This is a genomic window from Kaistella yonginensis (assembly GCF_030409525.1).
In the GTDB taxonomy this organism is placed as follows: Bacteria; Bacteroidota; Bacteroidia; order Flavobacteriales; family Weeksellaceae; genus Kaistella; species Kaistella yonginensis.
This window is the reverse complement of sequence record NZ_JAUFQB010000022.1, coordinates 15,988-30,478: the sequence shown is the minus strand read 5'-3', so window position 1 is coordinate 30,478 and position 14,491 is coordinate 15,988. Positions and strand designations below refer to the sequence as shown.

Genomic DNA, 14,491 nt, shown 5'->3' with positions numbered 1-14,491 from the left:
TGAAATAAATATTCAAACCGGTTTTTTTATGGGTTATTTATTTAGCTGAGTGCTACATTTTCTAAAAATTCATGAATCCTTTTCATGGCCTCTTTCAAATCTTTTTCAGACGCTGCATACGAAAAACGAATGCATTTGGGGTTGCCAAAAGAAACGCCACCAACCGTACCAACATGTGCGTTTTCTAATAAAAACATTGCAAAATCATCAGCATCGTTAATGAAGTTTCCATTTAATGTTTTACCGATATAATATGAGATATCTGGAAAAAAGTAGAAGGCCGCTTTCGGATAATTAACATTGAATCCTGGGATATTTTTAATCAATGAGTACACCAAATCCCGTCGCTTTTTGAATTCCTCAATCATAAATCGATATTCGCCTGGATCGGTTCTCAAGGCAGTGATAGAAGCTTTCTGAGCCATTGAATTCGCACCGCTGGTCATCTGCCCCTGAATTTTTTCACATGCTTCTGCCAACCAGGTCGGGCAAGCCGAGTAACCAATCCGCCAACCCGTCATCGCAAATGCTTTCGACATGCCGTTAATCACTGCAGTTTGTTCATAAACCTGCGGAAACTCTGCAATGGAAGTATGTTTTCCTTCGTAATTAATGAACTCATAAATCTCATCAGAGATAATTGTTATGTGCGGGTATTTTGCAATCACATTTGCAATACCTTCCAATTCTTCGTAAGTGTAATAACTTCCCGAGGGATTGCAAGGAGAACTGTAAAGCAAGGCTTTTGTTTTAGGCGTAATGGCTTGTTCAAGTTGCTCAGCGGTAATTTTAAATTCAGTATCAATCGATGTTTTTACAAATACCGATTTACCACCCATCATTTTAACCATTTCGTCATAACTGACCCAGTAAGGTGCGGGTAAAATAACTTCGTCACCATCATTAATAATAGAAGAAAGTACGTTTAAAATCGCTTGTTTGGCGCCATTGGACACGCAAATTTGCGCTGCGCTGTACTCTAAATTATTATCTCTTTTTAATTTTTCGCAAACCGCTTCTCTTAAATCTAAAAATCCCGGCACAGGCGAGTAGTGGCTAAAATTATTATTAATCGCCTCAAAAGCCGCTTCTTTAATATTTTGTGGCACATCAAAATCTGGTTCACCCAAGGTTAAACTGATCACATCAATCCCTTCTGATTTCATTTGGCGAACTTTGTTGCTCATTACAAAAGTCTGTGAAAAGCTCATTCGGTTTAGGCGGTCTGAGAATTTTTTCATATTGATTTTAAAAGAATCAAAGATAATTTTTTAGTTTGAAAGTGCAAACCAAAAAATTGTGAATTCGTTTGTTTATTTTTGTAAAAAATTTATTTAAAAATGTCTGTAGAATTAATTGAAAAATATTTTCCTAATCTTTCTGACACTCAGAAAAAACAATTTGTAGACCTTGAGCAATTGTACCAGGAATGGAATGAAAAAATCAATGTGATCTCTCGAAAAGATATGGATTCGCTTTACGAAAAACATATTCTACACTCCCTTGGAATTGCCAAAGTAATGGAATTTGCACCAAATACCAAAGTTCTAGATATTGGCACTGGCGGTGGATTTCCCGGTATTCCATTGGCTATTTTATTTCCTCAAGCTCATTTTACTTTGGTTGATTCCATCGGTAAAAAAATTACCGTGGTTAAAGAAGTTTCGGCGGGAATTGGCTTAAAAAACGTAACAGCAATTCACGAAAGAGCAGAAGATATGAAAGACCAATTTCATTTTGTGGTGAGCAGAGCAGTGACACAAATGCCGGTTTTTTTACGTTGGTTGAAAGGTAAATTTTTAAAAGAGCAATTTAATCCAAAACACAACGGTGTGCTTTATTTAAAAGGAGGAGATTTGGGCGAAGAGCTTGCTGGTTTGAAAGCAGAGTTATTTCCATTAAAGAATAATTTTGAAGGAGAATTTTTTGAAACTAAAAAAGTAGTATATTTATCTAAGGGAAATTTTAATTCCTAAAGAGATTATTATTTTAATTAAAATTTTACTGCAATGAAAAATAGTTTAAAATTCAGTTTGGCACTTTTGGTGTTTTTCTCATTGACGAGTTGTAATGACCGTGAAGAAGAGGATTTAATACAAAGTGTAGCTCGTGTAAAAATTGATAGTGTAAAAATTGCACAAGATTCGATGGATGTTTTTACGACCCAAACCATCAAAACCTATTCTAATTTCACTACCAAATGCGAAGGCTTTTATGGTTACGATTATATTCATACGGATGAACTTAGCCGTTCTGTGAGTTCTTTTAAATTTAAAACTGGGGTCGCTTGTGGAGAAGAAGTTGCACGCGCTGCCCAAATTAATTTCCGTCCGCAAATGCCGGGTAATTATGTTTTTAAATTTTGGAATGGAAAAGATGCTGCCGGAGAAAACACTTGGATTGAAAAAACAATCGTGGTACAATAAATACATAAGTTATTCAGTACACTTATTATAATTATAAAGCATTAAGATTTCAATTATTCTTAATGCTTTTTTATTTTATTTTTCTTATTTTCATCTTCTAAATAATCTTTAGGATTAAAGGCAGTAATTAAGAATATATTTATGAAATTTCTCCATAAAATCATCACGGAACTTCTGGTACAAGATGCAGATCTATCCACCTTTAATATTGTTCTTCCGGGAAAAAGACCGATCGTTTTTATCAAAAAAATATTGAAGGAAAAACAGTATTCTGGGATGCTGCCGAATTTTTTTACCGTAGAGGATTTGATCAAAGAAATAGCTGATCAACAGCCCGTACAGGGCATTGCCTTGTGGCTCTTTTCTTTTGAGGTGTATCGCGAAATACAACCCTCAGAGGATTTTGCCAATTTTTTGAAATGGTTTCCAACGTTGTTAAAAGACTGGGATGATATATTGAAATTTTCTGAATCCGACCAAGCGGTGTTGGAATTTATGTTTGACGATGAACAAATAAAAAACTGGTCAGAGAACTTAGAAATACGCGAAGACGGATCCTTAAGAAAATTCCTCACGTTTTGGCAAAAAATGAATTTATTTTTACCATTATTAAAAAAGAAGTTGACTGATAAAAGTTGGGCAACCTCTGGAATGATTCATGAAACTGCAAAAAATAAAATCGAAAATTATGCGCAGAAAACAAGTGGAAAGTTTGTCTTCTGTGGCTTTAATGCCTTTACACCGGTAGAAGAAAAACTAGTAAGAAACCTAATGCAATGGGACAAAGCACAGTGTTTTTTCCAGGCTGATGCCTATTATATTGATGATGAAAGACAGGAAGCCGGCAAATTTTTGCGAACCATAAAAACCTGGAAAGAGTTTAACGAAAATCGAAATTTCAACTGGATTGAAAATGATTTTTCACAACCTAAAAACATCAAAGTGTATGAAGTTTCCGGAAATATAACCCAAGCCAAAGTGCTGCCGGAAATTTTTGCTGAAATAAATGATGAAAATTTATCAAATACCGCAGTTGTTTTATTAGATGAAAACTTGCTGCCAACTTGCTTAGATGCCATGAGCAGTGTAGAATATTTGAATATTACCATGGGATTTCCATTGAAAAATCTTGGGTTCAGCAATGCCATGAAACAGCTTTTTTATCTGCAAAAACAGTTGGAGAAAAAAGACTCTTCGTATTATTACAATGATGTTTTATCGGTTTTAGAAGAACTTCCTAATGAGGAATTTGATCAGCAGCTTGTTTTGGAATTTAAATCTAAAATTGAACAAAGAAATATCGTGTATATTTCAAAAAAGCAATTCAACTCATTTTTATCAGAACTTTCTTATTTTACTTTATTTGAAAAGCCCACCTCAGTAAAAAAATTCATTGATGATTTAATCGCTTATTGTTATCAATTAAAATACAGAGACTTAGACGATATTTTGTATGAAAATATTTCCCATTTCGAAAAAAGTTTTAAAATTATTAAAAATCAACTTTCACCCTATTCATTTGAAATAAAAATGGAAACTTTGGAAGTGTTGATTAATCAATTGGTGAATTCGGAAACCATTGATTTTCAAGGAGAACCTTTGCAAGGATTACAGGTCATGGGACTTTTGGAAACCCGATTATTGAACTTTGATAATATTATTTTATTATCCACAAATGAAGGAAAATTGCCTTTAGGAAATTCGCAGAATACCTATCTCCCTTTTGATGTTCGGCAACATTTTCATCTGCATACTTTTTTAGAAAATGACAGTATTTATGCCTATCATTTTTACCGCTTACTGCAGGATTCGCAAAATGTTCATTTGTTGTTTAATGCCTTAAGTTCGGGTGTAAATACAGGTGAAAAAAGCAGATTTATTACTCAAATTGAAATCGAGGATCAACATCACAAGCTCGAAAATATTGTTATAGAAAACGCTTCAGAGCCGATTAATAAACAATTGATTCAAATAGAAAAAACGCCTTCTGTTTTGCAGAAATTAGAGGAATGGAAAAAAAGAGTTTCACCCTCACACTTAACTTCTTTCATTTATAATCCGGTTGATTTCTATTTAACAAAAATTCTAGGAACCAGCGAAGCCAGTGAAATTGAAGAAGAACTTTCGCAAAGAAGCTATGGGAATTTGGTTCATTATGCACTGCAAATTATTTATGAGAAGCACTTGGGTAAAAAACTAACTGTTAACGATTTAGAGCTTTCAAATCAACAATTGCTTGAAGTAATGAACCAGGCGATTATTCAATTAAATCATCAAACCGATTTTTACGAAAAAGGGATGAATTATATTCATAAATCAATTGCAGAAAGGGTAGTGCGAACGATTTTGGTGGTGGATCAAAAAATAATATTAGATGGGAATATTTTAGAAATTTTAAGTGTGGAAGGGAACTTTGAAAATATTGATTATTACCTTGATGAAGGGAAAACTGACAAGGTTTCTTTCTACGGATTTATCGACCGAATCGACCGACTGAACGGGAACCTAAGAATTATTGATTATAAAACAGCAAAAACTAAAAACCTGCTCATTAAAGAACCTAAAAAAGAAGAGGATGCAGAAAAAATGGAGCAGTTATTTTTTAGAGATGATTATAAACAGGCAATGCAACTGTGTGTTTATGCTTATGCGGTTTTAAATGAAAAAAAATATCCTGATCATTCTTTAGCATGTGGCATTTGGAGTTTTGCAGAAGCCAACAAAGGCGTGCAGAATCTACAGATTTATGGTGATGATACGATTAGCAATCAAGCACTTGTAAGTCCTATGAATTGGGTTAAAAACGTAATTGTAGAAATTCTAAATCCAGCAAGTGATTTCGTAGAAGAAGTGAAACAAAGTTGGTAAAATAAAAAATCCTTCAAAGTTTCTAAAGCCTTGAAGGATTGAGTAAATTATCCGAAAGCATTAATTCCGGTAATATCCATGCCTGTGATTAGCAAATGAATATCGTGGGTTCCTTCATAAGTTATTACAGATTCGAGGTTCGCAGCATGTCTCATCATCGGGAAATCTCCCATAATTCCCATACCACCCAAAATTTGTCTGGACTCTCGTGCGATGTCAATTGCCATTTTCACATTGTTCCTTTTCGCCATAGAAATTTGCGCTGGCGTTGCGGTGTTTGCATTTTTCAAATTTCCTAACTGAAGACAAAGCAATTGTGCTTTCGTTATTTCCGTTAAAAATTCTGCCAATTTTTTCTGTTGCAATTGGAAAGAGGCAATTGGTTTTCCAAACTGCGATCTTTCTTTTGCATATTGAACTGCGGTGCAATAACAATCGATTGCGGCACCAATTACACCCCATGAAATTCCGTATCGTGCAGAATTTAAACAAGATAAAGGTCCTTTTAAACCAGTAACTTTCGGTAGTAGATTTTCTTTTGGAACTTTCACATTATCAAAAACCAATTCTCCTGTTTTGGAGGCGCGAAGAGACCATTTGTTATGAGTTGTTGGTGTTGTAAAACCAGCAAAATTTCTTTCTACGATTAAACCTTGAACTTTTCCTTCTTCATTTTTTCCCCAAACTACAGCGATATCACAAACAGGAGCATTGGTAATCCACATTTTTGCACCGTTCAGCAAATAATGATCGCCTTTGTCCACAAAATGAGTTTCCATAGAACTAGGATCTGAGCCGTGATTGGGTTCGGTTAAACCGAAAGCACCAATCATTTCGCCACTTGCTAATTGCGGAAGAAATTTCTTTTTTTGTTCTTCGGAACCGAATTCATTAATAGGAAACATCACCAATGAACTTTGTACAGAAGCCGCTGAACGAACTGCCGAATCGCCTCTTTCTAGTTCCTGCATGATAATTCCGTAAGAGATTTGGTCTAAGCCAGAACCGCCATATTCTTCCGGAATATAAGGACCGAGTGCACCAATTTTCCCCAATTCCTTCATTAAGTTTGGAATATCAGTATGGTTTTGCGCGGCTTCATCAATTTGCGGCATCACAAAACTTTCTACCCAATCACGAACAGACTGGCGTATAAGTAATTGTTCCTCAGTAAGTAAATTGTCAATTCCGTAATAATCTGGAATAGCGTTCAGTGGATAGTATGACATAGTATTTTGTTTGTCCTAATTTAGGATATTTAAAAATTTTAAGAAGATATTTAATGAAAATTAACTGACTTAATTAACAGTGAGGATTTAATTATTTAGATTTTGGCATGAAACGATATAAGTACGGGGCTTTATTTGCAGATCCATCGAAGAGTTTTTCTAAACGTTCCAAGGAATTTTCTGCGAGTACTTTTCTCTGAAAATTGTTTCGGCGGAACTTTTCGTCCAAGACGGTTTCATATACATTTTGCAATTCCTTCATGGTAAATTTCTCAGGAAGAAGATTACTTGCGACCAATTGGGTATCAATATTTTTTCGAATATGTTCTAGTCCTGCAGTAATAATAATTTCATGGTCAAAAGCCATTGGGGGTAAGTCATCGACTTCGAACCAAGCGCAGGTCTCATTGAAAGCATCAGGAAAGGTGTCTACCAAAGAAAAATCGATTAAGCTACAATATCCAACGGTGATAAACCTTTGAAAAATCCAATGATCTTTTGGAAGCTCAATATTTTTATTTTTCAGTAAGATTTGATGTACATTATTTTCTGTTCGGTCAATGCTACCAAAGGTATGAAATTGTTCCAGGAAAATATCTTCAAGGTGCGTTCTTTCGTACAACACTCGAAAAGCGGCATCGTCTAAATTTTCATCATTGAAAATAAATCCGCCAGGCAATGACCATAAATCTAAATCGTGGTATTTTAAAAGAAGAACTTTTAAAATATTTTCATGGAAACCGAAAATAACGCAATCTACCGAAAGATGTTGTACAAAGTCTCTGGTATCAATTAGTTCCTGTAGCGATTGTTTATTTTTAGAGGAATCTACTTTCATATCTAACAAAATTAACACTTATTTTCTTATTTAGAGACAAAGGATTTAAAATAAATGAAACTTGTAATAAAGACAATGATCACCGCAATCGAAATAAAAATAGCGTAATAACTTCCCAATTCATTTTGGAACAAAAAAGAAATGGATATTGAACCGACCGAACTTCCGAGCGATGAAAATATGACCATTAATGAAGTGAAAATATTGATGTCATCTTTCTTGATTCCCGCAATCATTTTAGAACTAATCACAGGGTAAAGTGGCGCTAGAAATAAACCGATCAACGGAAAAAGAAAAAGCGTGATTTGTGAGTAATTTAGTGTTAAAAGCAAATGCGCAACCATTAACATCACGAAAATAAAAACCAGACAAGTCATGAAATATTTTGCCAGCGAAAATTTATGAATAATGTGAGCAGTAATAATTCGACCGATATACGAAAATAAAGCTAAGAAAGCAGAGGCTTGTAAAGCAGAAAATGTACTTACATTCAAATGTTTTTTGTAGAAGGAAGGCAACCAAGAATTGAAATTTTGCTCCACAAATACAATTCCGAAAATGATGCTAAAAAACAACACCGTTCTGCGCCTAAAAAACTGGGCGAGAATGCTTTTAGAGAATACTTGAGTTCTTGTACCACCATCTACTAATTCCGTTTTAAAAAGGATTAAAAAATTAAAGAAGGCCAGAACAGCAATCAACCAAAATCCAAATTTCCAGTCTGCTGCATATTTACTTGCCAATAACCATCCAAAGCCGATGTTTACTAGAAAAATCCCGAGCATAAACGATGCTTCTACGCTGCTCATCACTTTTGCTAATTCGTTTTCTGTGGAAATATTATTTCTAATAAGTCCGTAAACGGCAATTTTGGCCATTCCAAAACAAATACCGATGATGCTAAACCAAATTTTGAAAAACCAGAAATCCTGTAGAAAAGGGAGGATAGAACAACAAACACCCACAATGAAAAGTGCGATTAATAATGATTTTTTATTTCCTAATCGATGTATAAAATTAACTGCAAACAACGAAACAAATGCGATTGGTAAATCTTTGAAAGCCTCTAGCAGACCTAATTTATTATAAGAAACCTGCGTGTCTGACAATTGCAGAATAACGATTCCCATACAGTTTAAAACCATAGAGAATATTAAGAAACTCATTTTCAATCCAAGCGTATTTGATGAAAAAATTTTAACAGTCATTTGTAAAAATTGGGATTTCCTTCCTCCAAAGTTCGTTTTTGGGAGTAATTATTTACCGTTTATCGTTAGTTTTCACTCCAGTGAATCGTTAGAAGTGCCAAAAATACTAGAAAAATAATTATTACAAGAAATAATTTTGTTGTGTTAAAATAATCTCTAACTTTATTGTCTCAATATGAGATAACAAAAACTTAAATAATATGAACTTAAAGTATTCAAAAAGTCTGGGATTAATCGCAGTACTTTATTTTGCCTCCGGAATGAATGCCCAAACAACCGATTCGATCAAAGAAAAAACGATTGAAGAAGTGGTGGTCATTGGTTATGGTTCTGTAAAAAAGAAAAATGTAACCAGTGCAATTGAAAACATCAAGTCGGATGTTTTTGAAGACCGACCGATTTATAATATTGGTCAGGCACTTCAGGGAAATGCGGCTGGAGTAAGTGTTATTCAGAATTCTGGGAAGCCTGGTCAATCTTTAAACGTAAAGATTAGAGGAAATAACTCGATTTCATCTGGTGTAAACCCACTTTATGTGGTAGATGGTATTCAGACCAACGATGTAAGCGGCATCAATACTGATGATATCGTTGATATTACGATTCTAAAAGATGCAACTTCTACTGCAATTTATGGGATTAACGGTTCTTCGGGTGTTGTAATCATTACCACCAAAAGAGCAAAAGCCAATCGTTCTGAACTTAATTTCAATGCCTATTGGGGAGTTTCTGAACAAGTTGATAATGTAGATGTACTGAATCCTGAGGAATACCGAAAATTAATGGGAGAAATTAATCCAGCCTATCTTACGACGATTGACAATCCAAGATATGCAGGAATCCAATCAGACTGGCGTAAAGAAGTTTTCCGTACCGGATTTGATCAGAATTATAATGTAAATTATACCTTCGGCAATGAAAAAATGAGGGCTTATACCTCCTTGGGTTACCAAGGAATTGATGGCATCGTCGCTCCTTCCAAATTTGAGCGGGTTTCTGCCAAAATCAACTTAGACTCAAAAATTAATCATTGGTTGAAGGTTAATGCATCTTTAAATTACATTAACACAAAACTTAAAAACACCAATGATAATGCCGCTGGAGCTAGAGCAGGTGTCATTCTAAGTACCTTAACAACCCCTACTTTTATGCCCGCTTATGCCGATCAGCTGAAAGTTAGAGAAACCGATACGAACGGAAATTACCTTGATGGTTATAAAGACGGGCAGTTTGCCATGAACCCTTTTACAGCAGGTTGGGAAAATCCAGTCGCTTTTCAGTACAGAGGTTTAGACAATACCAATACACAAAGATTCCTCTCCAATATCGGTTTAGAAGTACATATTCTACCCACTTTAGTTTGGAAACCAAGCGTGTCTTTGGATGTCATTGACAGTGTAAACGATAAATTCATCGATGCCTATCGTTCTGTTTATGGTCGCTCTGAAAAAGGAACTGGCTCCCAAAGTTTTAATCTATACCAGGATTTTAACTTTGAAAACACTTTAAATTATACCTTAAAATCTGGCGTTCACGATTTGGGATTATTAGGTGGGTTCCAATTGCATGAGCGTAACACGCAAGGACAATATTTTTGGGGAAATAAATTTCCAGAATATTTAAGAGAGTTTGTTTTTGACTTATCTGAAAATCCGAACCAAGTGTTCCGTAAGGAAATTTTAAGAGAGCTTTCTTATTTCGGCCGTGCGATCTATACCTTAGATAACAAATATACGGTAATGGGTGTTTTCCGTTATAATGGAAGTTCAGCGTTAGATCCTGACAAAAAATGGGGCTTCTTTCCAGGAGTTTCTGCATCTTGGAATATTTCAAATGAAAATTTCTTAGTCGACAATACAATAATTTCCGACCTGAAACTACGAGGAGGTTGGGGTAAAACCGGTAACGCCTCTGGAATCCCACCTTATTCTCATTTTAATTTAGAACGATTAAATCAAGAAGGACCAAATGGTTCTTGGTCTACCTACCAATGGGCGAGTGATATTGGCTGGGAAGTGACCACCGACACTAACTTTGGAGTTGATTTCGGCTTTGTAAATAACAGAATAAAATTAACCGCTGATTTCTACAAAAGAACTACTGATGATTTGATTATGCCAATTGCAATGGGACAAATCGGAAACATCCTGCGAAATGTGGGTTCTATGGAAAATAAAGGAATGGAATTTACCTTAAACACGGTGAACATTAAAAATGAAAATTTCACTTGGAATACCAATTTTAATATCTCCTTTAACAAAAGTAATATCAATGAAATTGCTTGGATGCCAAATATAGATAGAGCAGGGATCGAAGGAATGGGTAATCTTGTACGATTTACAGCTGGGCAACCAATCGGTGCTTTCTTTGGTTACCAGATGGAAGGAGTAAATCCACAGACTGGTGATATTGTCTATCGAGATTTAGATGGCGATGGTACATTTAATACCGCAGATCGGACCTTTATAGGAAATCCAAATCCGGATTATACGTTTGGATTTAGCAATAACCTCACTTACAAAAATTGGTATTTTGATGTGTTGGTTACGGCTTCCCAAGGAAACGATATTTATAATGCATCGCGTTTTGAGTTGGAATTAATGAACGATTTTAAAAACCAGTCAACAGTAGTTTTAGACCGTTGGACAACGCCGGGACAAATTACCAATGTTCCACGCGCAAAATCGAATTCTGCCATGGTTATCTCCGATCGATTTATCGAAGATGGCTCTTTTATTAAACTGAAAAGTGCTACTTTAGGATATAATTTTGCCAAACCAATGAAAGGAGTTAATAAACTAAACCTTTATGTAACGGGACAGAATTTGTATACTTGGACTGATTATACAGGATTTGATCCTGAAGTGAATGCTTTTGCAAATACCAATGGAGTAACAGGAATTGACTATGGAACCTATCCACAAGTTAGAACCGTAATCTTCGGTCTTAAAGCTAATTTTTAATCTTATAAAATCTGAATTATGAAACTTAATAAAACCATATTTTATTTATTTTTAGGAACAAGTTTGGCTTTAGGCACAACTTCTTGCTCCGACTATCTTGATACCGAACCCATCACAGATCAAGCGGTACCACTGAGTGATACACCATATACTACCGCTGTACAAGCAGAAAACTTGATGAATACCATTTATAATGGTTTAGGGAATGAATATTGGCAGCTGGATTATTTTTTCAATGGAGATGCTCAATCAGACGTTGCATACATGGGAGGCGATAATCCTCAAAATCAGCAACAAGCAGAATATCGAATCCAAGCAACCAACAGTAATGTTAGCCGTGATTGGAACTATCTTTATGGCTTAATTAATAATTGTAATAAAGTTCTGAATTACGTAGACAATATTCCTGATCCAGCGCTTACAACAGCTAGAAAAGCACAAATGAAAGCCGAGGCTGCCACCATGAGGGCGATGTATTATTTTCACGCTGTTCAACTTTGGGGCGATGTTCCAATTGTTACCAAAGCAGTCATTGGAGTAAATTCCCAAAACTTTGAAGAAGTATATGCTCAGGTTTATCCAGCAAGAAAACCTGTTAGCGAAGTCTACGCACTCATTCTTTCTGATTTAGAAGGCGCAGCAGCCACACTACCTTCTTCTGCAGATAAATATAAAGTATCGAAAGGCGTAACTTTATCTTTACTCGCCAAAGTAAATGCAACTAAACCAAGCCCTGATTATGCAAAAGTAATTTCGTATTCCGATGCAGTGATGGCACAAGGTTACAGTTTACTACCGAATTACGCAGATCTTTTTGATAATGCCCATAATGCAAATGCTGAATCAATTTTTGAAATCAATGGTAATGGGTCAAGCATCTGGTGGTGGGGAGCCTCTATGTTTGTTGGTAACGATTGGAAAAAATTCAACACGCCGTCTAATGATTTGGTAAAATCGTTTGATGCTGAGGCTGATGCCGTAAGAAAAACCGCAACGGTTAAATTTGAAGCAGTGGGCTGGGCAGATAATTACTGGCCGAGCAGCAATTATCCTTTCGCCTGGAAACAAAGAGATACCAGCGGAAATCAAAATAATTACATCTTAAGATTAGCAGATATTCTTTTGTTCAAAGCAGAAGCAAAAGTTAAAACTGGCGCGTTCGGAGAAGCGACTACGCTGATTAATCAAATTAGAAGTAGAGCAGGATTGACACCTATTGCAACAATTACCAGTGAGGCAGACGGAATTAATAAAGTTTTGCACGAGCGTAAATTAGAATTGGCATTTGAAGGACACCGCTGGTTCGATCTAAAACGCACAGGCAAAGCCATAGAAATCCTAAGCAACAGACGCGATCAAAACGGAAACATCTTGAGTTACGCGTCTAATATCAATCAAAACAGATTATTATGGCCGATTCCGCAAAATCAGCTTGATAATAATCCGAACCTTACCCAAAATCCAGGGTATTAATGAAGGAGTTTAAAACCTCATATAGTTTCTTTTATAAAGGTGCTGCACTGTGCGGTGTAGCACTTTTTTCTTTGTTATCTTGCGGTAACAGAGTCGGCGAAATCACCCCAAAACCAATGGATAATACGATTGAGGTTTGGTTGACCAAAGGTGATGAATCCGTTAAATTACAACAGCAAAATAGTTTACAATTTACTGCGGAAACCAATCAATTGCAATCCATTGTTATTGATGACACCCAGAAATTTCAGACGGTAGATGGATTTGGCTACACCCTAACCGGTGGCAGTGTAGAAGTGATTAATCAACTGTCGGCAGTCAAAAGAAAAGAGCTTCTGGAAGAACTATTTGGTAAATCTGGAAAATCGATTTCAGTAAGTTATTTACGACTGAGCATCGGCGCTTCTGATTTAGATTCCGACGTATTTTCTTACAATGACTTGCCCGCTGGGCAAACAGATGAGAATCTAACCAAGTTTAGTTTGGCAAAAGATGCGAAACTCATTTTGATGCTAAAGGAAATACTGACCATTAATCCAGATATAAAAATAATGGCAGCACCATGGTCACCTCCCGTTTGGATGAAAGATAACGGCAGTACCGTTGGTGGAAGCCTGATACCAGAGTTTTACCAAACATATGCAAATTATTTCGTAAAATATATTCAGGGAATGAAAAAAGAAGGTATTATTATCGATGCAATTACGCCTCAAAATGAACCACTGCACCCGGGAAATAACCCCAGTTTATATATGACCTCTGACCAACAACGTGATTTTATTAAAAATAATTTGGGTCCCACTTTTAAGACAGAAAATATCAAGACCAAAATTGTACTTTACGATCACAATTGCGACCGACCAGAATATCCGATCAATATCTTGAATGATCCTGCCGCAAAGAATTTTATTGATGGTTCTGCCTTTCATTTGTACAATGGTTCTATTTCTGCCTTAAGTACCGTGCACAATGCACATCCTGATAAAAATGTTTATTTCACTGAACAGTGGACAGGCTCAAAAGGAGACTTTATTGGTGATTTAAACTGGCATATAAAAAATGTAATCATTGGTTCAATGAGAAATTGGAGTAAAACTGCGTTAGAATGGAATTTGGCCAATAACGAAGAATTCGGCCCACATACGCCTGGGGGTTGTACCGAGTGTAAAGGTGCTATTACCATTAACTCCAGCGAATATTTCACCAGAAATGTAGCGTATTATATCATTGCACATGCTTCTAAATTCGTTCCAGCAGGCTCAGTACGTGTTGCTTCTTCAGAAACATCTAAAATTTCTAGTGCCGCATTTACTACACCGCAAGGAAAAACTGTGCTAATTATACAAAACGATCATTCTGATCCAGAAAATTTTAATATTAAATATAAAGGAAAGACAGCAACGGCAACGATAGCAGGAAAGTCGGTTGCAACCTATCTATTTTAGCAGATTTATCAAAAGTGATAAACTGTGAAAAGTAACAAATA

10 protein-coding genes are annotated in these 14,491 nt (G+C 35.7%); 6 read left to right on the top strand and 4 right to left on the bottom strand.

Features of this window, described 5'->3' with window-relative positions:
- Window positions 1–41: 41 nt before the first annotated feature.
- The gene (locus tag QWY78_RS08535; RefSeq protein WP_290218717.1) at window positions 42–1,241 is read right to left on the bottom strand and encodes a pyridoxal phosphate-dependent aminotransferase; all 1,200 of its coding nucleotides are present in this window, start codon (window positions 1,239–1,241) and stop codon (window positions 42–44) included.
- Window positions 1,242–1,340: 99 nt separating this feature from the next.
- Here QWY78_RS08535 and rsmG point away from each other — a divergent pair, with 99 nt between their 5' ends.
- The 3 genes from rsmG (at window position 1,341) to QWY78_RS08520 (ending at window position 5,294) form a co-directional block, all read left to right on the top strand.
- Window positions 1,341–1,976 carry a 16S rRNA (guanine(527)-N(7))-methyltransferase RsmG gene (gene rsmG / locus QWY78_RS08530; RefSeq protein ID WP_290218715.1) on the top strand — a complete coding sequence of 212 codons (636 nt, stop codon included), beginning with the start codon at window positions 1,341–1,343 and terminating at the stop codon, window positions 1,974–1,976.
- A 33-nt stretch (window positions 1,977–2,009) separates the two neighbouring features.
- Window positions 2,010–2,426 carry a hypothetical protein gene (locus QWY78_RS08525; RefSeq protein ID WP_290218713.1) on the top strand — a complete coding sequence of 139 codons (417 nt, stop codon included), beginning with the start codon at window positions 2,010–2,012 and terminating at the stop codon, window positions 2,424–2,426.
- A 141-nt stretch (window positions 2,427–2,567) separates the two neighbouring features.
- A complete protein-coding gene (locus QWY78_RS08520; protein WP_290218711.1) occupies window positions 2,568–5,294 on the top strand; it encodes a PD-(D/E)XK nuclease family protein in 2,727 nt (908 codons plus the stop codon).
- A gap of 47 nt (window positions 5,295–5,341) precedes the next feature.
- On the opposite strand, the gene QWY78_RS08515 is transcribed toward QWY78_RS08520, so the two are convergent.
- The 3 genes from QWY78_RS08515 to QWY78_RS08505 all read right to left on the bottom strand — a co-directional run bounded on the left by QWY78_RS08515 (window position 5,342) and on the right by QWY78_RS08505 (window position 8,569).
- Entirely contained in the window at window positions 5,342–6,523 is a 1,182-nt protein-coding gene (locus QWY78_RS08515; RefSeq protein ID WP_290218708.1) for an acyl-CoA dehydrogenase family protein, read from the bottom strand.
- Window positions 6,524–6,614: 91 nt separating this feature from the next.
- On the bottom strand, window positions 6,615–7,361 hold the full coding sequence (locus QWY78_RS08510; RefSeq protein ID WP_290218706.1) for an NUDIX hydrolase: 747 nt from the start codon (window positions 7,359–7,361) through the stop codon (window positions 6,615–6,617).
- Between the two features lie 26 nt (window positions 7,362–7,387).
- Window positions 7,388–8,569: an MFS transporter gene (locus tag QWY78_RS08505; RefSeq protein ID WP_290218705.1), complete on the bottom strand. Its 1,182-nt coding sequence runs from the start codon at window positions 8,567–8,569 to the stop codon at window positions 7,388–7,390.
- A 200-nt stretch (window positions 8,570–8,769) separates the two neighbouring features.
- Here QWY78_RS08505 and QWY78_RS08500 point away from each other — a divergent pair, with 200 nt between their 5' ends.
- From QWY78_RS08500 to QWY78_RS08490, 3 genes are read left to right on the top strand one after another with little or no spacing between them, the layout of a single operon-like run.
- A complete protein-coding gene (locus QWY78_RS08500) occupies window positions 8,770–11,532 on the top strand; it encodes a SusC/RagA family TonB-linked outer membrane protein (protein ID WP_290218703.1) in 2,763 nt (920 codons plus the stop codon).
- A gap of 18 nt (window positions 11,533–11,550) precedes the next feature.
- Window positions 11,551–13,005: a RagB/SusD family nutrient uptake outer membrane protein gene (locus QWY78_RS08495; protein WP_290218701.1), complete on the top strand. Its 1,455-nt coding sequence runs from the start codon at window positions 11,551–11,553 to the stop codon at window positions 13,003–13,005.
- The gene (locus QWY78_RS08490; RefSeq protein WP_290218699.1) at window positions 13,005–14,450 is read left to right on the top strand and encodes a glycoside hydrolase family 30 protein; all 1,446 of its coding nucleotides are present in this window, start codon (window positions 13,005–13,007) and stop codon (window positions 14,448–14,450) included. The genes QWY78_RS08495 and QWY78_RS08490 overlap by 1 nt, the downstream gene beginning before the upstream one ends.
- The last annotated feature ends 41 nt before the right edge of the window (window positions 14,451–14,491 follow it).